Below are 24,420 nucleotides of genomic sequence, written 5' to 3' on the forward strand. Positions count from 1 at the left end.
TTGATTTCGGATTTCGAATGTTCAATTTCGGATGTGAACATTCAATTTAAAATCTGTGCAAATGTAAAAAATTATACTTGAGTTAGTAAACTCATTTACAGATTACCTCACTACCGAGCCATTGGCAAAACCCTCAACCGGTGCTACAAAGGTTAATTTACCCTCGGCGTTTTCGGCCATTAGTATCATCCCCTGCGATAGTATGCCTTTTATCTCGCGCGGCTCCAGGTTTACCAGTATGCTTACCAGTTGGCCCACAATAGCTTCGGGCTCAAAATACTCCGCAATACCCGATACTACGGTACGCTGGTCAATACCGGTATCAATGGTCAATTTTAGCAGCTTTTTGGTTTTGGCTACCTTTTCGGCAGTTAATATGGTGCCGGTGCGAATATCCATCGTAGCAAAGGTTTCATAATTAATGTTTTCCTTAGCCGGGGCTATTTCATGGTGATGTTCGGTTTCCACAGTTTCTTTTTTGTTCAATAGTTTTTGTAATTGAAAATCAATTGTTTCGTCCTCTACCTTTTCAAATAATAAAGCTGCCGCGTTTAGCTGGTGCCCGTTGGCAAAAGTAAGTCCGCCGCCAAAAGCCATCGTATCCGGCAGGTTTAGCATCCCGAATATTTTTTTGGCTGTTCCGGGTAAAAATGGCTGTATACAGGCAGCCAAATGCCCAATTATAAATAAACAATTATGCAGCGCTTGCTTAGCATCTTCAGGATTGGTTTTAATGGTTTTCCACGGTTCTTTTTCGGTAAGGTATTTATTACCCAGCCGCGCAATATCCATGGCGTTTTGCAACGCCTGCCTAAAACGATAAGCTTCTAAATTAACTTCAAGGCTATCGTATATGGCGCTTATTTCATTATTAATAGCTGTATCTCTTAACTCCAGGTTACTGCCGCTAGTTTCAACCTTGCCTTCGTAAAACTTGTGCATCAGTATCATTACCCGGTTAACAAAATTGCCTAATATGGCTACCAGCTCGTTATTTACACGGGCCTGGTAATCTTTCCAGGTAAATTCGCTGTCGCTGGTTTCGGGCAGTATGGAGGTAAGTACGTAGCGCAGTTCGTCCTGCTTGCCCGGTAACTCTTCCAGGTACTCGTGCAGCCAAACCGCATGGTTACGTGATGTAGAAAGCTTTTCCCCCTCTAAATTTAAAAACTCATTAGCGGGTACGTTTTGGGGCAATACATAATCGCCATGCGCATGTAAAATAGACGGGAAAATAATACAATGAAAAACAATATTATCCTTACCTATAAAATGTATCAGGCAGGTATCATCGGCTGCGTTATCCTGCTTCTTCCAATATTGTTGCCAATCCTTACCGTTATCAATGGCCCATTGTTTGGTGGCCGATATATAGCCTATGGGTGCATCCATCCAAACATATAATTTTTTGCCTTTAGCTTCGGCTAATGGCACATCAATACCCCAATCCAAATCGCGCGTCATGGAGCGTGGTTGCAAGCCCGATTTAAGCCATGATTTACATTGCCCAAATACGTTTACTTTCCACTCTCCTTCTTTTTCGTCTATCCATTGCTCCAGCCAGGGCTGGTATTTATCTAAAGGCAGATACCAGTGTTTAGTAGGCCTCAATACCGGTGGTTTGCCGCTTAAGGTAGATACCGGATTGATCAGATCGGTTGGATTTAAGGATGTACCGCACCGTTCGCATTGGTCTCCGTAGGCGTTTTCATTATGACAATTTGGGCAGGTGCCTATAATATACCTGTCGGCCAAAAACTGGTCATAATCCTCGTCATAATATTGCTCAGAAAGTTTCTCTATAAATTCACCTTTCTCATACAGGTTCAAAAAAAACTCCTGCGAAAGATCATGATGAATTGCCGACGAAGTACGGTGATAAATATCAAAGCCGATACCAAAATCCTCAAAACTCTTTTTTATCTGGTTATGGTATTTATCAATAATGGCCTGCGGTGTGGTGCCTTCCTTTTTTGCTTTTATGGTGATGGCCGCGCCATGCTCGTCAGATCCGCATATATAAACTACGTCCTTTTTTTTAAGGCGAAGGTAGCGCACAAAAATATCAGCGGGCAAATAGGCCCCGGCCAAATGGCCTATATGCAGCGGCCCGTTGGCATAAGGCAAAGCCGATGTAACGGTATATCTTTTAAAATTATTGAGTTGTGACATATTGAATTGGCAAAGATAAGTTATTTTTTTAGTCGGAAAGTCCGGAAGTGGGCATAAGTAGGAAAGAGAATAGCAGAAAGTGATAAAGTTTTTTTAATATTGGTTATGCATAAAGCACAGCCTGCTTCCGGACTTTCGGACTTCCGGACTTTAAAACCTCCTTATTTAAAAAAAGGCGACAAAGTTGCTATTACTTGCCCCGCAAAAAAATTACCGGGACCAATGACGGATGCTATAACCCTGTTGCAATCGTGGGGGTTAGAAGTTGTTTTGGGCGAAACGGTAAATGCATCATACCATCAATTTGCCGGTGATGACGAATTGCGCACCAAAGATTTGCAACGTTTTATAGACGATGATACCATTAAAGCCATTTTTGCCGCCCGTGGCGGTTATGGCACCGTCCGCATCATTGACCGGGTTGATTTTAGCCGATTATCCCAACACCCTAAATGGATAATAGGCTTTAGCGATATTACGGTATTACACGCCCATCTGTTTAATAATTTTAACCTGCAAACTATACACGGCCAAATGCCGGTTAATATTCCTGATGCCTCTGCAACATCATTGCAAACATTAAAAAAAGCCTTATTTGGCGAAGAGATTACCTATGAAATTAAACCCGATACCTTAAACCGGCCCGGACAAGGTAATGGTATTTTAATTGGCGGTAATTTAAGTTTGCTGGTAGCTATACTTGGTTCATCGTCGGATATGGATTATGCCGGTAAAGTTTTATTTATTGAGGATGTGGGCGAATACCTGTACGCTATTGACCGCATGGTACGTGCGTTGGACAGGGCGGGTAAACTAAAAAACCTGACCGGTTTAATAGTAGGTGGTTTTACCGATGTGAAAGATAATGATATACCATTTGGACAAACCGTACCGCAAATTATCATGGAGGTAGTTAAAAATTACCATTACCCCGTATGTTTTAATTTCCCCGCGGGGCATATACCTGATAACCGGAGTTTGATATTGGGGCGAATGGTTGGAATTGATATAGACGATCAATCAGCAACAATTATTTATACCTGATACGCCTGGAAATACCGGCAATAAAAAAAGCCGGAGAGTATAATACCCCCCGGCTTAACTATTACTAAATCAAATCAATGGTCGTCTTCAGGAAATCTGGTTCGGGCGTATCCGGCAACAGTATAGGTAGTTACAGGAGAGTCGTCACTGAACGAAATTTTAAAATAAATAGAATCGGTAACAGCTTTTGAACCCGGAGCATGAGCTGCATTAGGCATTACTTTACCCTCGGTGATGGTAAACGTGCTGGGGTAATCAAGATTGGCTATGTTGGTTCCGCTAAAAGTCATTCCGCTAACATTTACTTTCCCTTTTACATCCCAAAAGCTTTTGGCATTATTCATGTCATCAAAATACATTTCGGTAGGGATATTTGCTGCTGTATTATAAGTAGACAAATTAAAATAGCCCGGACCAAACGGACCAGTACCGTTATCAAACTTTATCCACCATTCGTTGGCAAGTGCCTGGGTTGCCGTACCACCGGGATCCAAATTGTTCTTTTTGCACGCTCCTAAAGATACGATCATCACAATCGTAAAAGCCGCGAATATTATGTTAATTTTTTTCATCTTGCTTTATTTTATTGTTTAACAAAGTTTCTAACTGCTGTACCGTATCCGGGGTTAACAATTTCCATAGAATATTTTGATATCGTACCTGGCGTTGTACCCGGTGTTGTGGATTCTGAAAGTGAACTTGTTGGCGAACCTCCGGCAATTTGCGACGGTATTTTAATACTATAACCTGTTTGGTTAAATACTATAACTGTAAGGTTTGTTCCTGGTGCTCCACCCGGGTTAAATACCGAGTACACACCTGGAGCAACTTTTGTCCAAACAGCTACCGAACCGTTGGTAGTGCGGGCATAGTTTCCACTAAAATCATTCCCTGTAGCGGTTGCATCGGTTGAATATACTACAACTGTTCTTGAGGCTGTTGCGGCAAACCCATCAGTATTTGTGGCGGTATAAGTTATTGTATACACGCCCGCAGTATTTGTATCCGGGGAGCCTGTTGTAACCACTTTCACAGTTGACGAACCCGCCTTTGCAGTAACACCCGGTTCAGTATACGTACCACCTTTAGCTATGTATATATAAGCGGCCCCTGTTACCGTAATAGTTGGGAATACCGTTATCTTCGATATTCCGACATACCCGTCAGGATAGTTAAAGTTCTCTTTATTGCACGAAAAGAATATCATGCTTAAGATCACCAGTCCAATATAATTTATATATTTTTTCATGACTTATCTCTTTTAATTGTTTAAATATTACAATCCCCACCAAACTTTTGTAGTAATAGGCACTTCGGTTGGCGTATTAGCATTACGCTTTCTTTCCACATCAGGAAATACTAACCGTTTAGGGAACAACCCGCCTGTTACACCATTTGCAGAGTAAACCCATTGCCCTGCTACATAAGCCGGATCAGGCTGTCCTGTTGATGCTTTCTTAGAGTAAATTGGGCTTATAGCAGGGTAACCTGTACGTTCCTGGTCAAAAAATGCTTCCAGTGTATGGCAACCATAAGCTAACGATGTCCATTTTTGCACTATTATAGCTTGCAATTTATTTGTTGATGCCGCCCAGTTAACATTAGCAATAGGTTGTGCCAGATATGTGGCAGCTTGCGCAGCGGTTAAACCCTGACCTGTAAATGATGCCGTTACACCAGCTTCGTAAGCCGCTTGCGCACCCACACCTCCCGCATATCTTTGCAAGGCCTCTGCCTGTAAAAAGTTAGATTCTGCCGCGGTCATGAACCAAACCGGGTCTGTTGGCTTTTCAACTGGAAGGGTTGCTGTATTATAAGTAGGTTGTTGTATCTGAGTTGCAGTAAAATCGCCCTGATGAATAAACACCGGACTGGCAACTCCAAAATAAGTAGTTACACGAGGGTCAGAAGTGGCAGCTAACCAACTTGTAAAAGTATAACTTGCCCGCAGGTTAGTAGTAGTATTTAACGTTTTTGTATTATATTCATATAACGGGTTTTCTTTACTAACTGCAGTACCAAAATATGTTCCTGCTACACCTGCGTCAACACTTAAAAAGTTAGGGCTTGCCAATAGTTTTTGTACACCGGCTTGGGCCTCGGTTGGATGTGCATTGATCATTCTTAAATACATTTTCAACTCTAATGTATTTGCAAATTGAACCCACTTGTCTATTTTACCCTGAAATATAATATCGCCGGTTGTTATTGGGGCCACCGTATAGTTTTGCGCTAAAGCATAATCAATTTGTGCAATTAATCCTTTATAAATGGTATATCCATCATCAAACTTAGGCTGAATATTATCATTGCCTAACAGCGCCTGGCTGTATGGAACCTGGTCATATAAATCAACCAATACACTATAGGTATAAGCTTGCATAACAGTGCTTATTAAATAGTATTGCCATTCTCCTGATGCTTTGGTTTGTGAATTGATCAGATTATAATCCTCTAACGCTCCGGCAAATAATTCGGTATAGTTATCGTTCAGGTCGGTTCTGATCAAATTGTATGAATCCATATTTTTATACTGGTTTGAGGTATTACTTTGCGTCCAGTATTGCGACCAAATCCCACCTAAAATAGCCAATTCGCCGCCAACGCGTCCGGCAGTTGATATAACAGCCGATGGAAATAAAATTTGTGGCGTCGCCTTATCTAACGGTGGATTGTTAGGGCTCACATTAATATCTGTAAGCTTACCGCACCCAACGGCGAAGTAGGAGATTACAAATAGAAATAAAGTTTTATGTATAATATTTAATTTTTTCATGTTCATAGTTTTTAAAATGTAACTTTTAATGAAGCTCCATAATATCTTAATGGCGGCGCTGTTCTGAACTCGCCAAAATCACTTGCTAAATCAATGCCTTGATTTGTGGTTTCCGGATCTGCATCATGATTTGATTTAGGTAACCAGGTATAAAGGTTGGTACCATACACAGATAAAGTTAAACGTTGGGCATTAATTTTGTTTGAAATTGACTTAGGCAGCGTATAACTTAATGCTACCTGACGAAGTTTTACAAATGTTGCATCCAAAATAGTACGTTGGTAATTTTGAGCCTCGTTGCTGGTGTGATAATAGTAATCATCGACATTTGCTTCACTAATTGGGGTTGTATTAGTTACATAAGTAACTGCACCGCCTGAACCTGTAACTGCTTGTACCGAATTAGGAACTATCCATGGACGACGATCATTGTACAACGTTGCCGGGTCGGCACCTACAAAGTTTAACAAATCAGCTGTTCCTGAATAAAATTTACCGCCCTGACGATAATCTAAATCAAATTCAAGGCCGAAGCTTTTGTAAGTGAACGTATTGGTAAGGCCCATTTGGAAATCATGCTGGCTGGTACCATATACACCGTTATCCGTAGCAGTAACAGGGAAACCTGTACTACCTACTATAATATGCCCTTGAGGATCATATGCCGGAACCGGTGCTTTAAACACACCAAGTGGCTGGCCAACTATTGCTACAAATTGAGCTCCGTATGATGAGTTTAAAACTACCTGGCTTAAACCGGCGGGTAATGATAATACTACGTTTCTGTTACGGGTAAAGCTATAATCAAGCGCCCATTTAAAATCTTTGGTTTTAACCGGCACTAAGTTTAACCCGATTTCGACACCACGGTTCCTAACTTTACCAAAGTTTAATATTTCGGTTGAATAGCCTGATGACGGTGCAATAGGAACAGGTAGTATCTGGTTATCTTTAACACGATCATAATAGGTAAAATCCAGTCCTACAGCGTTGTTAAAAAACCTGAACTCGCCGCCTAATTCATATTCTGTTTGAATTTCGGGTTTTAATTTATCGTTATTTAATGTATTTGTAACCGAGTAGCCTGCAACGCCACCGTTAAGCGGGAATAATATATGTCCATACGATAAGGGAACGTTTGTTGAGCTAAGTGTATTTAATATACGATAAGGATCGGTATCGCTACCTGTTTTACCAACACTTGCTCTTAACTTTGCATAGCTAAGTATATCGCTTTTTGCATTTAAAGCATCAGTTAAATCAAATGCTAAACTCGCTGCGGGATAAAAGTAGCTGTTTGCGCCCGCAGGTAAGGTTGAACTCCAGTCATTACGTCCTGATAGTGTTAAGTACAAATAATTTTTATACCCTACTGTTGCTGAAGCGTAAGCACCAAATAATCTTCGATGAGTTTCGGCTTCTGTACTCTGCGGATCATTTAATGAGTTTGATATTTGATAAAAGCCCGGTATTGCCAAACTTTTTATTTCAGTACTTAAATCCCTGCTTCCGCGATCATTATAGTTTACACCTATTAAACCGTTAACATCAAAATCGCGGTTAATTTTTTTATTAATTAAGGCATTGATTTTAGTATCGTATTGAAATACATAGTGTGATTCTTCAATTACTTTACCAATATCTTCAGCTCTTACGCCCCCCTCAACATTACCACCGGCGTTATTACTGCCTGGTGTTGGATTGTTATAGTTTGACCAAATTTTATCATTAAGGTTGGTAACATCAGCACCCTGTTGAACCTGTAAGGTTAACCAATCAGTAGCTTTGTATTGCAAATTGATATTACCAAATAACCTATCGTTTTTAGCTATGCTTCCATTTTCAAATAATGTATAATATGGGTTCTCTGCCCATGGGGTAAAGTAATTATCTACATTAAAAAATTTGTTTTTATAGTTTCGCAGATCTTTTATTGGGATATCACCAGGTATTTGTAATATATCTTCGTAAAAGCTTGCCTGGGTATTATCGCCCTGGCCGGTAGCCGGCACTTTTGAGTATTTGTTAATATACTCCATTGAACCTTCGGCAGTAAACTTACCAAATTTGACTGAACCGCCTAACGAGATGTTATTCCTCCTATAAGTATCAGCGTTTCCCGGCAATATACCATTATCATATACATTGCTATAAGCTATACGAAATACGGCATTTTCACTACCGCCACTAATTGCTAAGCTATTAGTTTCTTCAAAACCTTTATCAAATGCATTTTTAACATTGTCTTTAATATATGAATAAGGCTTTAATAGTTGTGAGTTATCAACTATACTACCCCATGGGCGAATCTTGCCATCAAACTTAGGTCCCCAGTTACCATTTTCAGAAACAATAAGACTTGCGTCCCATCCTTGTCCAAATGTAGTTTGTGGTGTGTATATGCTGGCTACATCGGTAATTTTGGTAGCGGTAGAGAAATCAACCGACAATTTACCGGCTTTCCCTTTCTTGGTAGTTATCAAAATAACACCGTTAGAACCGCGCGAACCGTATAAGGCTGTTGCTGCCGAACCTTTTAAAATACTAATAGCATCAATATTATTAGGGTCAATGTCATTGCCACCGTTACCAAAGTCATAGTTATCTAACGCTCCGACAGTATTACCAGAACCGGGACGTGAGTTATCAAAAGGCACACCATCAACTACGTACAAAGGCTGGTTACTACCTGAAATTGATGAATAGCCCCGGATGATCACTTTTGTTGACCCACCTACAGAACCGCCTGTGTTAGAAATGGTAACCCCGGGTATCTTGCCTTGCAACCCGCCAAACATGCTGACTGGTGATGCCTGGTTGATCTCTTCGGATCGTACAGTTGAAGATGCATAACCCAATGATTTCTTTTCCCGTGATACACCGAGTGCAGTTACCACAACTTCGTTTAGCTGCCTGTTGTCTTGCGACAATACCACGTTAATAACGCTGTTGTTGCCAACCACAATATCCTGCGGCAGGTAAGCGACGTAGGAAAATGTTAGAACGGTAGCATTCTGTGCGATAATGGAAAATTTACCATTCGCGTCAGTTGATACACCAGAATTAGTTCCTTTGATTTTTACGGTTACCCCCGGCAGTGGAAGGCCATCCTCTTTGGCCGTTACCGTACCAGTAACCGTACGACTTTGTGCAAACACATGCGTTACGCATAACGCCAGCAAACACAAACTTACTAGTAGAAGTTTTTTCATGTTTTGTAAATAATAAGATCAGTTAATAGTTAATTAGTTATAAAAGTAGTGTTACATTATCAAAAAGCAAAATTTTTAAATAAAAAATTGAAACTTTTTTTTTCAAAAAAAACAAAATATAGCTAAAATTACTTTTTTTTAGTACTGGGTATTGCATAATACAATTTAAAACATATATCTTTGTTTTATGATTGCAGAAAACACACAAACACAAATGCGAAAGGGCATACTTGAGTACTGCATACTTTCCATTATTGGCCGCGAAGAAACCTACGCCTCTGATATAATTGCCGAACTCAAAAGGGCACAACTACTTGTAGTTGAAGGCACTCTATATCCATTATTAACCCGTTTAAAGAACAATGGCCTGCTTACTTATAACTGGGTCGAGTCGACTTCGGGGCCGCCAAGAAAGTATTATTCGCTATCGCCAGAGGGGAAAGAGGTACTGGCGCAACTGGATAAAACCTGGAAAGAACTTTCATTTGCTGTACAAACGGCAGTAGCCAAAAAAACAAAAAACCTTTAACAATCACCATCATGAACAAAACAATTATTATCAATATAAACGGCTTTATATTTCATATTGAGGAAGACGCGTATGAAATATTGAAGAATTATATGACGGATGTGAAGCGTCATTTTTTAAATTCGGCCGATAGTTTAGAAATTACAACCGACATTGAGAACCGCATTGCCGAAATGTTTACCGAAATATTGGCAGCTCAAAACAAACAGGTTATTGTTGATCAGGATGTAAACATGGTTATACAACAAATGGGGTCGGTAGAAGATTTTGAGTCGTCGGAAGATGAACCCAAAAGCACAACTTATGATAGCTACGATCATAATAATATTAACAAACGTAAACTATTCCGCGACTCGGAAGACCATTTGTTAGGTGGCGTATGCTCTGGCCTTGCTAATTATTTCGATGCCCAGGCTATATGGATAAGGCTGGCATTTGCGCTGGCTTTTGCTTTCTTCGGCACCGGCCTTATACTATATATTATATTATGGATTGTAATACCTAAAGCCGTTACCCGTGCCGACCGTATGGCCATGAAAGGTGAAAAGTTAAATCTTCAAGGTTTTAAAAACAACCTGGAGGAAGAAATGAGCACCGTGCGCGGCCACCTGAATGATTTGCATAAAGAAGCTCAACCCATGGTTTATAAGGTGCGTGATTTTTTCGGAAACCTGTTTAGTCAGGCTGGTGGCCTATTAATTAAGCTAATTGGCGCGGCTATTATATTAGGGTGCATTGGCTTAATTGTATTTTTAGTTATTGCTCTCTTTGTACTGGTAGCCCTGGGCCGTCATTTTGCACCGTTCAATGATTTGCCTTATGATTTACTAAGTCATACCTATTACACTAATTTGCTTTACATATCAGCGTTTTTAGTAGGATTTATACCAGCCGTAAGCATTATATTGTTTACGCTTAAAGGCATTTTTAATGCCCGGTCAATCAATCGCACTGCGGGTTCTGCGTTGTTAATAATATGGCTATTTGCCATTGGGGTTTTCGCTTTCTATTGTACAAAAATTGCAGCCAACTTTGCATCCTCTGCCAATTTTAGCGAAACCTCAAGCCTCAGCCCTTCAAGTAATAACGTGTATTATTTGGAACTAAACCAACTTAAATATCTTTCGGCAGAAGATAGCGTAAGACTTGATGTTAAATCAATGAAGCCAAATATGCAGATAACCGATGACCCATATGAGTATAATGACTTTGACCATTTTCAATACCGCAACGTGCATGTTGATATCGAAAGAAGCGATAATGGGAAAGTAGAAATGATAAGATCATACCGGGCCAGGGGCCACAATTATGATGAAGCACTTGCAAATGCACGGAATATCAAATACGGATTTAGCCAGCAGGATAGTGTTTTAAAGTTTGATTATCGCGTATATGCCAAAAACGATGAGCTATGGCATGATGAAGAATTGTATATCACTTTAAAACTTCCGCTAAATGCCAAAGTTGTTATTAATAACAAGGTTGAAAACATGATAAATAACCTTAATCTTTGGGAATGCAGGAAAGCGAGCAAACAGGAGCATGCTCAATATTCAACCTTTGTTATAACCGAAAATGGCGCTGAATGTAAAATTGACCCTGCCATTATACAATCCCGGAAAAATGCTAAAAGAATGTTGGACAGCCTTGAGGATATGGATGGAAATCATGACATGAGCCACAGGCGACAAGAAATGATGGATAGTTTAAGACAGGAAATCGAATAATTCATCTCCTATATATAAGCCTGCCTATTTTAACGAGCGGGCTTATATATATTCTTAATAGGTTATTAATTTAAAAATCAACTCACAGCTAATCGTCTTTCTACGACTTGCGATTAACAGCTACACTTACCACTCGTTATATTAATGGGTGATCAGGTAAGATTTTTCCGCCTTAAAACAGCCTTGGTGTAACCTCGCCGGCATTTTCCGCATCTTATTGTAAAAACATATCCGGCTAATTTTTTACCGTTAAAAAGGGCATGCTTACCGATTTGTTTAGCGAGTTAGCCCAATTTGCGTTGCCGTATTATACCCGCAAAGGTAGTTTTGGCCATTATTTAATAACAGATACACAAAAAAATATAGATTAAAATCATGAAACTAAACCTTACTACATTATTATATGCCTTTATACTTACTATAAGTTTTAACGGGCTTGCATTAGCACAAACTAAAGCACCTGTCGTTATTGCTACGGCAAAAGTATCCGGTTCATTGGTCGACGCGCAAAATAAACCTGTTGGATACGCTACTATAAGTTTATTACGTGCAAAAGATTCGTCAATAGTTAAAGGCACATTAAGTGCCGATGCTGGCACTTATGTATTTGACCATGTGGCTGCAGGCACTTACGTAATTAGGGCCACAGCCGTGGGATATACCAAGGCAAACAGTAAAGGTTTTACAGTAGCTACTGCCGATGTTGCTGTACCACCACTTACAACCAAAGAAAACACACAAAGCCTTGCTACAGTAAATATCACAGCTGCCAAACCTTTAATTGAACGCAAAATTGACCGTATGGTAATGAATGTTGAAAATAGCATACTGGCTGCAGGCAACTCGGCAATGGAGATTTTAGAGCGCGCCCCCGGTGTTACTGTTGATAAAGATGATAACATCAGCCTGAACGGCAAACAGGGCGTTACCGTTATGATAAACGATAAATTAACCTATTTATCGGCAGCACAACTGGCCAACCTTTTACGCTCAACCGATGGTAATACTATTCAATCTATTGAGTTGATAACCAACCCATCGGCCAAATATGATGCTTCAGGCAATTCGGGTATCATCAACATCAAACTAAAAAAGAACAACCAATCAGGTACTAATGGTAGCCTAATTGTTGGAGGTGGATATGGTAACTATCCAAAAGATAACAGCAGCTTGTCATTAAATCATAAAGAAGGTAACCTGAATGTATTTGGAAATTTTAGCCGCGGTGATAACCAACGTTATCAGTCATTAGGAATTAAACGTACGGTTATTGGCAACGGAGCAACTACCTATTTTGACCAATATTCATTTTTGCCACGTACAAATCACTATAATAACTATCGTGTAGGTGCTGATTACGATATAAGCAAAAAAAACACTGTAGGATTTATTATTAACGGCTATTTCAACAGTGAAAACGATAAAACAGATAACAATAACCGCATAGGTTCAACACCTGCAGCAGTTGATTCATCACAACACACTGTATCGTCAATAAACCAAACCTATAAAAACTTCGCTATCAATATTAATGATAAGCAACAGATAGACACATTAGGTCAGGCTATCAGTTTTGACTTTGATTATTCAAAATTTAATAACAACAATGAGGCACAGTATTATACCGATTTCTTTTTACCTAACGGTAGTTTTCAGCACCCATCAATTGCTTTGCGTAACCAAACCCCATCAAAAATTACTATTTATACCGCAAAAACCGACTATACCTACCCTATTACCAAAAGTTTAAAAATGGAGGCCGGGTTAAAATATAGCGATGTGAGCACCGATAATGACCTACAGGCGCAAAAATTAGCCGGAGGCGCTTACATAAACGACGTTAGCCGTACAAACAGGTTTATATATGATGAAAAAATAAGCGCGGGCTATTTAAATTTTAGTAAAACCTTTAAAAAAACATCTGTACAATTAGGGTTACGTACTGAGCATACCAGCTCTACAGGCGATTTGATTACCAATAACCAGGTAGTGACCCGCGATTATACCGACCTTTTTCCAAGCTTATTTATCAATCAAACCCTTTCGCCCAAAAATGACCTTGGCTTTTCATATAGCCGCCGTATTGACAGGCCCGGATATGATAACCTGAATCCATTTGTGTTTTACCTGGACCAATATACGTACGTACAGGGCAATCCTTTTTTAAAACCCCAGTACACCAATAAGTTTGAATTAAATTATACTTATAATAAAACCATTAATGTGAGTTTAGGTTATAGCCAAACAAAAGATGCAATAACCCAAATATTATTAACCGATGTGGCAACCAAGGCTACTTTCCAAACCAACCTAAATTTGCAAACACAAAACAACTATAGCGTTAACATAAATACGCCGTATACTGTTGCTAAATGGTTTACGGGTAATGTTAACTTCACGGGGTTTTATATGCAGTTTAAGTCTGATGCCTTATTGGGAGCTAACTATAATCGGGGAAGCCTGAATTACCAGACCAAAATAACTCAAAACTTATTATTCGGTGGTTTTAAAGCCGAGATCATGGAAAATTACCAATCTAAATTGATATACGGGCTATTTGAAGTTAAGCCACAATATGCAGTTGATGCGGGTATAAGCAAAGCATTTGCCAATAAAAAATTAAATGTAAAGTTTGCAGTGAGCGATATATTCAACATACGCACCAACGATGTCGACAACAATTACCAAACTGATATTTTACAGATCAAACAGAAAAACGAAACCCGCATAGCCCGTTTAACACTTACCTATAATTTTGGCAACAGCAAAATTAAGGCCCGCAACCACCAAACCGGTAGCAGCGACGAAAGCAATAGGGTAAACTCAGGTAATTAGTTCTCAGTTTGCAGTAGACGGTTTGCAGTAATAAATTACAACTGCAAACTGCCTACTGCAAACTAATTATTGGGCAATAAACACCGCGTTGCTAAATAGCAACTTACCCCCTTCCCAAAAATTGCGGAACAATGGGTCGTCAACCATATAAATTACCGATCCTTTGCCTGCTTTTTGTATACCTATTAATAAACCGTCTTTAATTTTATCCTTGCCTTTCTGGCCCACAAAGCCGGCAACATAATTATTGGTTTTTATAGTGCCTACGTTCCAGTTATCGGTACCGGTTAAAAGTTCGTATATATTATCGGTTTGTTTAAGGGTGTAGTAGTATTTGGGCATACCAAAGCCAAGAGGATGGGTATTATCCAGGTTGATCTTATAAATAGCACCTGATACGTTCGATTTTATAACTTCGTTATCACGGTTCTCATAAAAACGGTCAGCTACAACTGCCGGTTTCGCTGCATTTTTATCATCCTTCTTTTCTTCTTTATTCTTCAGGTCAAATACCTTTTTATCTGCCAGTTGTTCAACAGCGTTCTCTAAGGCTATCATTTTGCCACCGTCGCGTACCCAGGCTTGCAATTTGTCTGACGGGAAATCGTCGTACTTTCCGTCGGGGAATATGGCAACATCAAAAGTGTTCAGCTTTATCTTATCCAGATCGTTATACCTTATTACGGTTACCGGGTAGTGCACTTCCTGCTCAAAAAAATGCCAAATCTGACCAACGGCTTCACTGTTAGTTCCGTCGCCGCTTACCAGCAATATTTTAGGAGGATGGATATATTTTATGTTATCCGAGCCAAAATCAGCGCCTTTATCAACAAAGCCCGACTGCAAGGGTGTTAGATCGCGATCAAATTGGGCGGCTAAACGTGTTATAAGACTGTTAAAGTCTGCTCGGCCATTCCCGGCACGGGTAATAATCAATGAGCCTGCTGCAAACTTTTTGCCGCTCACCTCAAAGGGCGTTTCGGTATACCGTACACGTATATTTTCTTTTAGCAGGGCCGCCAAAAATTTAGCATCATTAACAGATTGCCACGCGCATATATAAGCATACGCGTTTGCAGATGGCGGCGTTTTTATTATAGGCGCCAATGCCGTAGTAACCGGCTTTAATGATTCTTTTACACCAAACGCGTTCAATCCATACGCATAGGGTAATGCCCATGCGGTTATATCATAAGTATTTGAATCGGCCATAAAGGTTTTAGGCTCCAACAATACATTTAATAATACTGATTTAGGTTGATAGGCGTTGATCACCATATCTTCCTGCCCTATCGCGAACGATTCGGTTTTATCGGCAAAATAGTTATAACCAACCGCATTTCCTTTTAAGCCAAAGCCATATTGTATACCGTTCCTGTCAAGTAATTTGGCCAGAGTGTTAATTTTGTCGCGGTTATCATTTTTAATGATATATGTTTTATACACGCCGGGAGGATTGGCAATGCTTTTATCAAAATATTTTTTAAACTCCTCAACCGCTTTTTGAGCATAAGCCGATGCGGTCTCGATAGTGCTTAAACTATTGCTGTGATGGTGTGCTATACGTTGCGCCAGAGTGAGTGTATCGCCTAAGCGGGTAACAATGGCCAGCCCTGCACCTATCCCTCCCTGTTCATAGGTCATGCCGATGGAGCCGTTATAAATAGGGTAAGTGTCGCCATAGGATGGGTACAGCAGGTCGAACTCCTGCCGGGTAAAATACAACCAGCCGTTTTGGTCAAAATATTTTGCGTTATTTTTACCTATTATGGTTTGAAACTCGCGCTGCCAGGGTGTAATATCGCGGTGAAAAGGCTCGGCAGCGGGCGCGAAATAATAAGGCGAGTTGTAGGTTTGTTCATGAAAATCAACATGTATTTGGGGCAGCCATTGGTTAAATAAGGCTATGCGGGCCTGGGTTTCTTTTTGAGTTTGCCATACCCAATCGCGGTTAAGGTCAAAATAATAATGGTTTACCCTGCCACCGGGCCAGGGCTCTATATGCTCGCGCGATGATGGGTTGGCATCAGGGACAGATCCTTTTATGCCATTATAAAAATTAACGTACCTCTCGCGCCCGTCAGGGTTTAAACAAGGGTCAATAATTACCACCGTGTTTTTTAACCATGCCTGGGTTTTGGTATTGGTGGAATCTACCAAGTCATACAAAGTTTGCATAGCCGCCTCGCTCGAGCTTGGCTCATTGCCATGCACATTATAACTTAGCCATACAATAACGGGCGCATTTGTTGTAGCAATACCTGCTTTTTCTAATCCTGCCAGGCGCAGGTTGTTGGTCCTTATTTCATCAAGGCGATTAATATTTTCGGCTGATGCGATAAACATAGCTAATAATGGCCTGCCCTCGTTAGTAGTACCATATTGCTGGAGTTTAGTGTTTTTTACCGTTTGGGCAACGTAGTTAAAATAGGCGGCTATACGATAATGTGGTGTAAATTGGTCGCCCAGTTTATAGCCTAAAAATTCCGCCGGCGACTGCACTTTTTGTGCCATCGCAGCCCATGAAATACTTATGCCAACAAATAATAAACGAAGTACCTTTAACATCATAGCCGTTAATATAATTCTACTTACCGTAAAACTAATTTAAGGCTAAAAATTGACATTTAGCGCCTTAGGCTTCAAACACCAGCAAAGTATGCTGGCTGGCTGTATGCAGGTCGCGCCAAACACGGTTTATTTCGGTATCAGGAGAGGCGGCCTGCAAGCCACAATATGGGTATAAAGCATCAACATGGTTACGCGCCGCTTTGGCCAGTTGCCTGCTGGTAATACTTACGCTGCGCAAACTTTGGGTAGAAATTGCAGCCCACGAATCCTCAACCGCGCTGTAAAACTCATTTCTTACCGTTTCAATATCAGCCTTAATATTCTGGATCTTATCAAGCAGCAATAAGGTTTGCGGTTGTGTATATTTTTTTAAAACGATCCTTTGATTAATGATAACGTCAGCCAGGTCAATAAAATGAACTGCCATGCCCATCAGGTTAGCGGCAAGGGTGGCTTCGGCCAATTGTAAAAACGGATATTGGTATAGGTTACTGCTGATGGTAGCGGCACTAGGGTCAATTTTAAAACAGCGGTTTTGAGCAACCTCCACATTTTCTATTTTAAACGAATGGCTACCTGTGGCTATCATACCTATATATTTCCAGGTGGTTAAAAGCGTTACGTCCTTTTTATCAATAAAAAATGGTCGGATAACCGGCGAGCCGTCATCATTTAATACTACACCATCCTTGTTTTTAATAAGGCAATTAGCAGTAAAATGAGTGGCATGGTATGCACCGCTGGCATAGTTCCATGTGCCATTAATTAGGTAACCATCGGTTGTTTGTAAAGCTTCGCCTGTTTGCGCGCCGCTCCCCGCCAGGCAGGTATGGGCATTTAAAAACTCGGTTGCTGCAATATCCCTATCAATAAATCCCGAAAACCAGCCTGCACCACAGCATAAGGTAAATACCCAGCCAAAACTGCCATCGGCCCAGCTCAATGCTTCCTGTAGTTTTATCAGGTTGGGCAAAGTCATATTTAAACCACCATATTCAACCGGCATTAAAGCTTTAAACCATTTTTGCTGATAGATCAATGCCAGTTGTTTAGGGTGTAATCTGCCTAATAGTTCAGCCTCCGCCGCGGTATCGCGAATAATGTCTTTCCATTCGGAATCTATAAATGTTGATGGATGTGTTATTGGCTGCATGATTAGTTTAATTTCGGACCGGATTGGCGGTCAGTTTTTCCTTTTTATATATAGCGCGCCAATCAAAGTATCCCCATATAGCTATTATAAATAAAAACAAGGTTAGCAGCGCAAACAGCACCAGATTTTTATAAAATAATAATGGTATGGCAAACAAGTTGCTAATGTTTAGCAATACCCAGTTCTCAATTTTGCGCCGGGCCAGTAGCCACATTCCTGCCCATGCGGTTGATGATACAAACGAATCCCAAACCGGTACGTTGGAGTTTGTATAATGCTTCAACACCATATAAAGCACTGCCCACCCCACAAAAACAATGGCTAAAACAATGGCCCACTCCCTGTTGGTACACCAGCTTATTTTAACCGAAATCTTACCGCGTTTGGTTAACCAGAATATCCAGCCGTAAACACTCATTACTACGTAATAAACATTTAAAACCGACTCGGCATATAACCCTGACAACAACAGCACATAAATACCGATAAGCGTACCCACTATTCCCGCCGGATATAGCCATACATTATTAACCCGCGCCAATAAAACTTCGGCAACAGAAAAAATTACAGCAAGCCACTCCAATAAAGTGGTTTGCTGTAATTGTTGTATAAATAGCTGTATCCAGTGCTGCATTAAAACCTCAAATTAAGTGATGCCAAAAAGTTAATTGGTGCCTGCGGGAAGAGGTAGTTATAGTTAACTACCTTGCCTCCTTCAATATCAGGATAGGTTGCCCCGTCGGAGATATACTGCTTGCTGAAAATATTATTCACCAATAAACCTACACCCACATTTTTAATACCTTTAAATTTGAAGTTATAGTTTAAACGTACATCGTTAACCATATAACCGTTTAATGAGCGACTTAGGGTTGAGGTATTATCCAAATATTGGCGGCTTACATATTTACTGATAAAGGCTATCTCGGTGTTTTTTATGGGTTGATAGCTTATGGTGCTGGCACCTACAAGGCTTGGCGAGTATGCAATATCACTTTTTGCGTATTGTGTAAGATTAACCGTGTTGTTATCATAGTTTTGCAAATACTGGTTAAAGTTTTTAACCTTATTGGTACTCAACGATGCGTTTGCCATCCAGGTTAAGGGTTTAGCTATTTTAACCTTCGCGGTTGCTTCAATACCTGCGCGGTAGCTGTTGTCAATATTAGTACGTATAGCCTCACCAACATCATTTAATGAACCGGTTAACACCAGTTGGTTTTTATACAGCATATAAAACCCGTTAATACTTCCGCTAAAGTTGGTTTGATTAAACCGATAGCCCAATTCTATATCCTTCAAATTTTCCGGTTTTGGGCGGCTTGCTGGCGACGAGTTGGTAAAATCATTACGATTGGGCTCATGGTTGCCTACAGCAATAGAAGAATAAACCGAATTATGCTGATCTATCTCATAAGTCACACCCGCTTTCGGGTTAAAAAAGTTGAGTGATACCTGTTGCTGCACGTTATTTAAGTTACGGTCAAAGCCTAAAAACGAATATTTTATGTGGCGGTATTGCATATCGCCATATAAAATAAAGTTACCTGTATGGTACTCGGCCCTGCCAAAAATATTGAAATCGGTTTTCTTGGCGTTGTTGCGCGAGTATTCATAATCGGGCGAGATCCCTGCGCTTTGCTGCGTCCATTGGATATTATCGTAATGGTCGCCTTTATACTCATTATATGCTCCGCCTAATGTTAAATTCAGGTTGTTTTGCGGGTGATAGTTAAAATTATAGGTAGCGCCATAAAAGTAATTACTAAGCCAAAGCTGGCGTACCAAATCAGTATTGGTAATAGTTGTACCGCCTATGGTCACAGGCGTTATGCCATAATCAGACAGCGTTTGGTCGTTTTTATATTCCTCATAGTAACCATATCCACGGGTATAATGCAGCGCGCCGCTAAATGATAGCTTGTCGCTTAACTGATGATCATACAATAACTGGTAATAGTTTTGTACATAATTATCGGTTTGGTTTTTATAGTACTTCCCGGTTGAATTGATATAACCCAACTCGTTATACCTGGAGTTACCTGCATTATAAATGTCTTCGGGTATACCGTCCCAGGCCTGGTGCGTTTGCTCATAACCACTAAATACATTCAATCGCAAAACATTGTGCTTACCGTAATAAGCTCCGCTTAAAAAAAACGATTTTAGCTTAGAGCCCGAGCGGTCTATATAACCGTCAGATGTCATGTTTGATAACCGGCCATCAAAACTAAAATGATCGCCCAATAAACCGGTACCAACACTAACCGTATTTTTATAGGTATTGTATGAACCGGCAGTATTGTTTAGCTCGGCATAAGCGGTATCGCGGCGGGTGGTGGTTTGTATGTTGATGCTGGCACCAAAAGCACCTGCACCATTGGTTGATGTGCCTACGCCGCGTTGCACCTGTATATTATCAACAGATGATGCCAGGTCGGGCAGGTCAACAAAATAAGCGCCCTGATCCTCCGCGTCATTAAGCGGAATGCCGTTAAGCGTAACGTTAATACGGGTAGCGTCTGATCCGCGGATGCGGATGCCGGTGTAGCCCACACCCGCTCCCGCGTTTGAGCTTACCACAGTTGATGGTGTTTGGTCCAATAAATACTCAAACCCACGGCCCGAATTATTTTTTTCGATATCCTTTTTGTTCAAATTAGTAAACGCCGTTGGCGACGTGGCCGATGCGCGGGTGGCATTTACGGTAACTTCTTCGGTTAACCCTATACTTTTGTTTAAAGTCAGGTTAACAACAGCGTTTGCATTTACAGTAATCCTTTTTTGGGCCCCGACATAGCCAATGTAAGTTACCTGTAGTACATAGCTACCCGGTTTTACATTATTAATTTGGTAGCGACCTGAATTATCGGCCACTGCGTTTAATGCGGAATTTTGAAGGTTGATGGTTGCACCGGGCAGTGCTTCGCCGGTTTGCTGGTCCGTAATTTTTCCGGATACAGAGAATTGGGCCGATGCCAGGACAGGCAGCAGCAAGGCAAATAATGCCGTGAATAAATTTTTCAATGTGTGTTAAATAAAAAATGTTAAACCATCTGCACACCAGGGTTGAATATGCAGTACACTTAACTTGTTACCTCTCCCTACGCCGGCATTACCCGGATCAGGTGCATGTAGTGGGTTATAAGTGATGAGTAATGAGTGGTGAGTTAATAAACAATCTAACTGCAAACTCAAAACTGCAAACTGATAACTCAAAACAATGGGTTTGATCTCAGCCTGTCTTTCAGTTTGGTAAAATAGCTGCAGCGTATTTTATAACCAAAGCAAGGCACCCCTTGAGAATTATAGGGCAAAGGTATTTTTTTATTTCGATTGTTTCTTTGTAAATTTGATTAAAGTGAAAAAGGATGACAGCCATTGAATTAAAAGAAAAGCTAATTGAGAAAATTCGCAATACAGATAACATAGAATTATTGGATCACTTATCTGATGTTATTGAATTTGAATCAAATATTGGCGAGGTACATGTTATGAGTCCCGGTGAAATTGAAGCAGTAAATGACGGGTTGGAGCAAATTAAAAACGGCCAATGGATTTCTCATGAAGAAGTAAACAGGGAAATTGATGAATGGCTAAAAAAATAAAGTGGTCTGCAAGAGCACGAAAAGAAAGGTTTGAGATTTTAGAGTATTGGTCAAATAGAAATAAATCTAAACGCTATAGTTCAAAACTAAATCAACTGTTTTTGGACAATATTGAACTTTTAACTCAAACACCTCATATCGGTAAACCTACTCATATAACCGATCTAAGGGTAATAATTGTTCGTGATTATCTTTTTTACTACCAAGTTCAATCGTCTTTTATAGAAGTCATCACCATCTGGGATCCTCGTAGAGACCTATCCAAATTTAGATTATAAATCATAAACCTTTATCCGTTGGTCCCATTCGTGACAGGGGCAAATCATAACGACTTTAGCTTCATCCTAACTATACAAGAACCTTTAACCTTTTAGCTTTCTGCTTTCACCTCAAAAATGTACTTTTGCAAACTTTTATAAATACAATTATGCTAAGAACACATACTTGCGGCGAATTAAATATTAAACATTTAGGCCAAACGGTAACTTTATGTGGATGGGTGCAAAAATCGCGCGACCTGGGCGGAACAACCTTTATTGATGTGCGCGACAGGTACGGATTAACCCAATTGGTATTAAATACAGATTCTGATAACTCCCTGCGCGAAACAGGTAAAGAACTGGGCCGTGAGTTTGTAATAAAGGTTACCGGTAAGGTAATTGAGCGGTCAAACAAAAACCCAAAGATAGCAACCGGCGAAATTGAAATAGTTGTTAGTGCTATTGAAGTGCTTAACGCGGCTAAAATACCTCCTTTTTTAATTGAGGATGAAACCGATGGCGGCGAAGAGTTGCGGGCAAAATACCGCTACCTTGACCTGCGCCGCGCACCAATACGCAACAACCTGGTATTACGCCATAAAATGGCGCAGGAAATACGCAAGTATTTAGATGGGCTGGATTTTATAGAAGTAGAAACCCCGGTACTGATCAAATCAACCCCCGAGGGTGCGCGGGATTTTGTGGTGCCAAGCAGGATGAACCCTGGCGAGTTTTACGCCTTGCCGCAATCGCCGCAAACATTTAAGCAATTGCTGATGGTGAGCGGATTTGACCGTTATTTCCAGATAGTAAAATGTTTTAGGGACGAAGACCTGCGTGCCGACAGGCAGCCGGAGTTTACCCAGATAGATTGCGAACTTTCGTTTATTGAGCAGGAAGATATATTAAATATTTTTGAGGGCTTGACCCGTCACCTGTTTAACAAAGTTAAAGGTTTAGAACTTGGCGATTTCCCGCGTATGCAGTATGCAGATGCCATGCGCTTATATGGTTCTGATAAGCCTGATATCCGTTTCGGTATGGAGTTTGTTGAGTTAAATGACGTAGTAAAAGGCAAAGGCTTCGGCATTTTTGATAATGCCGAACTGGTTGTTGGCATTAACGCTAAAGGTTGTGCCGACTATACCCGTAAACAAATTGACGAGCTAACCGAATGGATAAAGCGCCCGCAAATTGGTGTTACCGGCATGATATATTGCCGTTATAATATGGATGGTACTTTAAAATCATCAGTCGATAAATTTTACAGCGAGGATGATCTGACCAACTGGGCCGCCGCTTTTGAAGCCGAACAAGGCGACTTAATGTTGGTTTTAGCCGGCCCTGCCGATAAAGTACGCAAGCAACTAAACGAACTGCGCTTAGAAATGGGCTCTCGTTTAGGATTGCGTGATAAAAACACCTTTGCACCGTTATGGGTACTTGATTTCCCGTTATTAGAGTGGGACGAAGAAACCGAACGTTACCATGCTATGCACCACCCGTTCACCTCACCAAAACCCGAAGATATTGCTTTGCTGGACACAAACCCGGGTGATGTTAGGGCAAACGCGTACGATTTAGTGATAAATGGAACAGAAATAGGCGGAGGTTCTATCCGTATTCACGACCGCACTTTGCAGGCATTAATGTTTAAGCATTTAGGCTTTACACCCGAAGAAGCACAAAAACAATTTGGTTTTTTAATGGACGCTTTTGAATTTGGAGCACCGCCACATGGTGGTTTGGCTTTTGGCTTTGACCGTTTGTGCGCAATATTCGCCGGACTCGATTCTATACGTGATGTAATAGCGTTCCCTAAAAACAACTCGGGCCGCGATGTGATGATAGATTCGCCATCAACCATTGCTGATGCGCAGCTAAACGAATTAAAAATTAAAACGGCACTTTAATTTACTATTTTGCATACCTATAAAAGACTTATAAGCACGTATACTTTTTGATTAAAAAATCAGTTATAAAGAGAAATTTACATGAAAAAATACCTTTTACTATTTAGCGTTATTGTTTTAGGCTTATCTGCCTGCAAAAAAGGTGATGTTACCGCCGAACAAGCAAGCATAGACGATAGAAAAATACAAGCCTTTATAGCTGCTAATTATAAAACAACCACTTTCACTAAAGATCCATCGGGGTTATATTATTCTGTTGTAAAGTTAGGTACCGGAGCTTATCCAACAGCTTCTTCAGTTATACAGGTGCAAGCTACCGGCAAATTTTTAAACGGCGGTCTCTTTTTTGAAACATCGGGCAGTATAACGTCAGCGTTGTCGGGTTATATTAAGGGGTGGCAAATTGGTCTTTTGCATATTAACGCAGGCACATTGGGTGTTGCCGGCACTGCAGGCAGGATCATGTTAATCATCCCTTCTGCATTAGCTTATGGCAGCACAGGGTCTGGCAATGTTCCGGCTAATTCGGTGTTATTTTATACGGTTGATATGATAGGTGTGGGTAATTAATATAAAAAATATAGAGTAAACAAAAAAAGCGACCGGCGGTCGCTTTTTTT

General features: G+C 40.5%; 18 protein-coding genes. 8 read left to right on the plus strand and 10 right to left on the minus strand.

Features of this window, described 5'->3' with window-relative positions:
- Window positions 1-102: 102 nt before the first annotated feature.
- Complete coding sequence (gene metG / locus ABI367_RS13210) at window positions 103-2,172, minus strand: methionine--tRNA ligase (protein WP_462228225.1); 2,070 nt, start codon at window positions 2,170-2,172, stop codon at window positions 103-105.
- Between the two features lie 105 nt (window positions 2,173-2,277).
- Here metG and ABI367_RS13215 point away from each other — a divergent pair, with 105 nt between their 5' ends.
- Window positions 2,278-3,216, plus strand: coding sequence for a S66 peptidase family protein (locus tag ABI367_RS13215; RefSeq protein WP_462228226.1), 939 nt, complete (start codon window positions 2,278-2,280; stop codon window positions 3,214-3,216).
- Between the two features lie 74 nt (window positions 3,217-3,290).
- Here ABI367_RS13215 and ABI367_RS13220 read toward each other — a convergent pair whose 3' ends face one another.
- The 4 genes from ABI367_RS13220 to ABI367_RS13235 are packed head-to-tail and all read right to left on the minus strand — an operon-like array spanning window position 3,291 to window position 9,204.
- Entirely contained in the window at window positions 3,291-3,788 is a 498-nt protein-coding gene (locus tag ABI367_RS13220; protein WP_462228227.1) for a lipid-binding protein, read from the minus strand.
- A gap of 11 nt (window positions 3,789-3,799) precedes the next feature.
- The gene (locus ABI367_RS13225; RefSeq protein WP_462228228.1) at window positions 3,800-4,465 is read right to left on the minus strand and encodes a DUF5011 domain-containing protein; all 666 of its coding nucleotides are present in this window, start codon (window positions 4,463-4,465) and stop codon (window positions 3,800-3,802) included.
- A 27-nt stretch (window positions 4,466-4,492) separates the two neighbouring features.
- The gene (locus ABI367_RS13230) at window positions 4,493-5,992 is read right to left on the minus strand and encodes a SusD/RagB family nutrient-binding outer membrane lipoprotein (RefSeq protein WP_462228229.1); all 1,500 of its coding nucleotides are present in this window, start codon (window positions 5,990-5,992) and stop codon (window positions 4,493-4,495) included.
- A gap of 11 nt (window positions 5,993-6,003) precedes the next feature.
- Window positions 6,004-9,204, minus strand: a complete 3,201-nt coding sequence (locus ABI367_RS13235) for a SusC/RagA family TonB-linked outer membrane protein (protein ID WP_462228230.1) — start codon at window positions 9,202-9,204, stop codon at window positions 6,004-6,006.
- A 187-nt stretch (window positions 9,205-9,391) separates the two neighbouring features.
- Here ABI367_RS13235 and ABI367_RS13240 point away from each other — a divergent pair, with 187 nt between their 5' ends.
- The 3 genes from ABI367_RS13240 (at window position 9,392) to ABI367_RS13250 (ending at window position 14,295) form a co-directional block, all read left to right on the plus strand.
- Entirely contained in the window at window positions 9,392-9,733 is a 342-nt protein-coding gene (locus tag ABI367_RS13240) for a PadR family transcriptional regulator (protein WP_462228231.1), read from the plus strand.
- Between the two features lie 11 nt (window positions 9,734-9,744).
- On the plus strand, window positions 9,745-11,460 hold the full coding sequence (locus ABI367_RS13245) for a PspC domain-containing protein (RefSeq protein ID WP_462228232.1): 1,716 nt from the start codon (window positions 9,745-9,747) through the stop codon (window positions 11,458-11,460).
- Window positions 11,461-11,835: 375 nt separating this feature from the next.
- Window positions 11,836-14,295, plus strand: a complete 2,460-nt coding sequence (locus ABI367_RS13250; protein ID WP_462228233.1) for a TonB-dependent receptor domain-containing protein — start codon at window positions 11,836-11,838, stop codon at window positions 14,293-14,295.
- 66 nt (window positions 14,296-14,361) lie between these two features.
- On the opposite strand, the gene ABI367_RS13255 is transcribed toward ABI367_RS13250, so the two are convergent.
- From ABI367_RS13255 to ABI367_RS13275, 5 genes are all read right to left on the minus strand, one after another.
- Entirely contained in the window at window positions 14,362-16,866 is a 2,505-nt protein-coding gene (locus ABI367_RS13255; protein WP_462228234.1) for a M14 family metallopeptidase, read from the minus strand.
- Window positions 16,867-16,930: 64 nt separating this feature from the next.
- Window positions 16,931-18,019, minus strand: a complete 1,089-nt coding sequence (locus ABI367_RS13260) for an acyl-CoA dehydrogenase family protein (protein WP_462228235.1) — start codon at window positions 18,017-18,019, stop codon at window positions 16,931-16,933.
- 7 nt (window positions 18,020-18,026) lie between these two features.
- Window positions 18,027-18,653, minus strand: a complete 627-nt coding sequence (gene pnuC, locus ABI367_RS13265; RefSeq protein ID WP_462228236.1) for a nicotinamide riboside transporter PnuC — start codon at window positions 18,651-18,653, stop codon at window positions 18,027-18,029.
- Entirely contained in the window at window positions 18,653-21,046 is a 2,394-nt protein-coding gene (locus ABI367_RS13270) for a TonB-dependent receptor (RefSeq protein WP_462228237.1), read from the minus strand. The genes pnuC and ABI367_RS13270 overlap by 1 nt, the downstream gene beginning before the upstream one ends.
- 6 nt (window positions 21,047-21,052) lie before the next feature.
- A complete protein-coding gene (locus tag ABI367_RS13275; protein WP_462258089.1) occupies window positions 21,053-21,238 on the minus strand; it encodes a hypothetical protein in 186 nt (61 codons plus the stop codon).
- A 152-nt stretch (window positions 21,239-21,390) separates the two neighbouring features.
- On the opposite strand from ABI367_RS13275, the gene ABI367_RS13280 reads away from it, so the two are divergent.
- From ABI367_RS13280 to ABI367_RS13295, 4 genes are all read left to right on the plus strand, one after another.
- Window positions 21,391-21,627: a hypothetical protein gene (locus tag ABI367_RS13280; RefSeq protein ID WP_462228239.1), complete on the plus strand. Its 237-nt coding sequence runs from the start codon at window positions 21,391-21,393 to the stop codon at window positions 21,625-21,627.
- On the plus strand, window positions 21,612-21,905 hold the full coding sequence (locus tag ABI367_RS13285) for a type II toxin-antitoxin system RelE/ParE family toxin (RefSeq protein WP_462228240.1): 294 nt from the start codon (window positions 21,612-21,614) through the stop codon (window positions 21,903-21,905). Before ABI367_RS13280 ends, ABI367_RS13285 begins: the two co-directional genes overlap by 16 nt.
- Window positions 21,906-22,054: 149 nt before the next feature.
- On the plus strand, window positions 22,055-23,800 hold the full coding sequence (gene aspS / locus ABI367_RS13290; protein ID WP_462228241.1) for an aspartate--tRNA ligase: 1,746 nt from the start codon (window positions 22,055-22,057) through the stop codon (window positions 23,798-23,800).
- A gap of 81 nt (window positions 23,801-23,881) precedes the next feature.
- Complete coding sequence (locus tag ABI367_RS13295; protein ID WP_462228242.1) at window positions 23,882-24,370, plus strand: FKBP-type peptidyl-prolyl cis-trans isomerase; 489 nt, start codon at window positions 23,882-23,884, stop codon at window positions 24,368-24,370.
- The last annotated feature ends 50 nt before the right edge of the window (window positions 24,371-24,420 follow it).

Source organism: Mucilaginibacter sp., from assembly GCF_039935595.1.
Taxonomy (GTDB): domain Bacteria; phylum Bacteroidota; class Bacteroidia; order Sphingobacteriales; family Sphingobacteriaceae; genus Mucilaginibacter.

Bases quoted from the DNA above. Each gene is read 5' to 3' on its own strand.
- ABI367_RS13295 (WP_462228242.1), top strand. From the start codon at position 23,882: ATGAAAAAATACCTTTTACTATTTAGCGTTATTGTTTTAGGCTTATCT.
- metG (WP_462228225.1), bottom strand. From the start codon at position 2,172: ATGTCACAACTCAATAATTTTAAAAGATATACCGTTACATCGGCTTTG.
- ABI367_RS13285 (WP_462228240.1), top strand. From the start codon at position 21,612: ATGGCTAAAAAAATAAAGTGGTCTGCAAGAGCACGAAAAGAAAGGTTT.
- ABI367_RS13240 (WP_462228231.1), top strand. From the start codon at position 9,392: ATGATTGCAGAAAACACACAAACACAAATGCGAAAGGGCATACTTGAG.
- ABI367_RS13250 (WP_462228233.1), top strand. From the start codon at position 11,836: ATGAAACTAAACCTTACTACATTATTATATGCCTTTATACTTACTATA.
- ABI367_RS13260 (WP_462228235.1), bottom strand. From the start codon at position 18,019: ATGCAGCCAATAACACATCCATCAACATTTATAGATTCCGAATGGAAA.
- ABI367_RS13220 (WP_462228227.1), bottom strand. From the start codon at position 3,788: ATGAAAAAAATTAACATAATATTCGCGGCTTTTACGATTGTGATGATC.
- ABI367_RS13245 (WP_462228232.1), top strand. From the start codon at position 9,745: ATGAACAAAACAATTATTATCAATATAAACGGCTTTATATTTCATATT.
- ABI367_RS13255 (WP_462228234.1), bottom strand. From the start codon at position 16,866: ATGATGTTAAAGGTACTTCGTTTATTATTTGTTGGCATAAGTATTTCA.
- ABI367_RS13235 (WP_462228230.1), bottom strand. From the start codon at position 9,204: ATGAAAAAACTTCTACTAGTAAGTTTGTGTTTGCTGGCGTTATGCGTA.
- ABI367_RS13280 (WP_462228239.1), top strand. From the start codon at position 21,391: ATGACAGCCATTGAATTAAAAGAAAAGCTAATTGAGAAAATTCGCAAT.
- ABI367_RS13225 (WP_462228228.1), bottom strand. From the start codon at position 4,465: ATGAAAAAATATATAAATTATATTGGACTGGTGATCTTAAGCATGATA.
- ABI367_RS13215 (WP_462228226.1), top strand. From the start codon at position 2,278: ATGCATAAAGCACAGCCTGCTTCCGGACTTTCGGACTTCCGGACTTTA.
- ABI367_RS13230 (WP_462228229.1), bottom strand. From the start codon at position 5,992: ATGAAAAAATTAAATATTATACATAAAACTTTATTTCTATTTGTAATC.
- aspS (WP_462228241.1), top strand. From the start codon at position 22,055: ATGCTAAGAACACATACTTGCGGCGAATTAAATATTAAACATTTAGGC.
- pnuC (WP_462228236.1), bottom strand. From the start codon at position 18,653: ATGCAGCACTGGATACAGCTATTTATACAACAATTACAGCAAACCACT.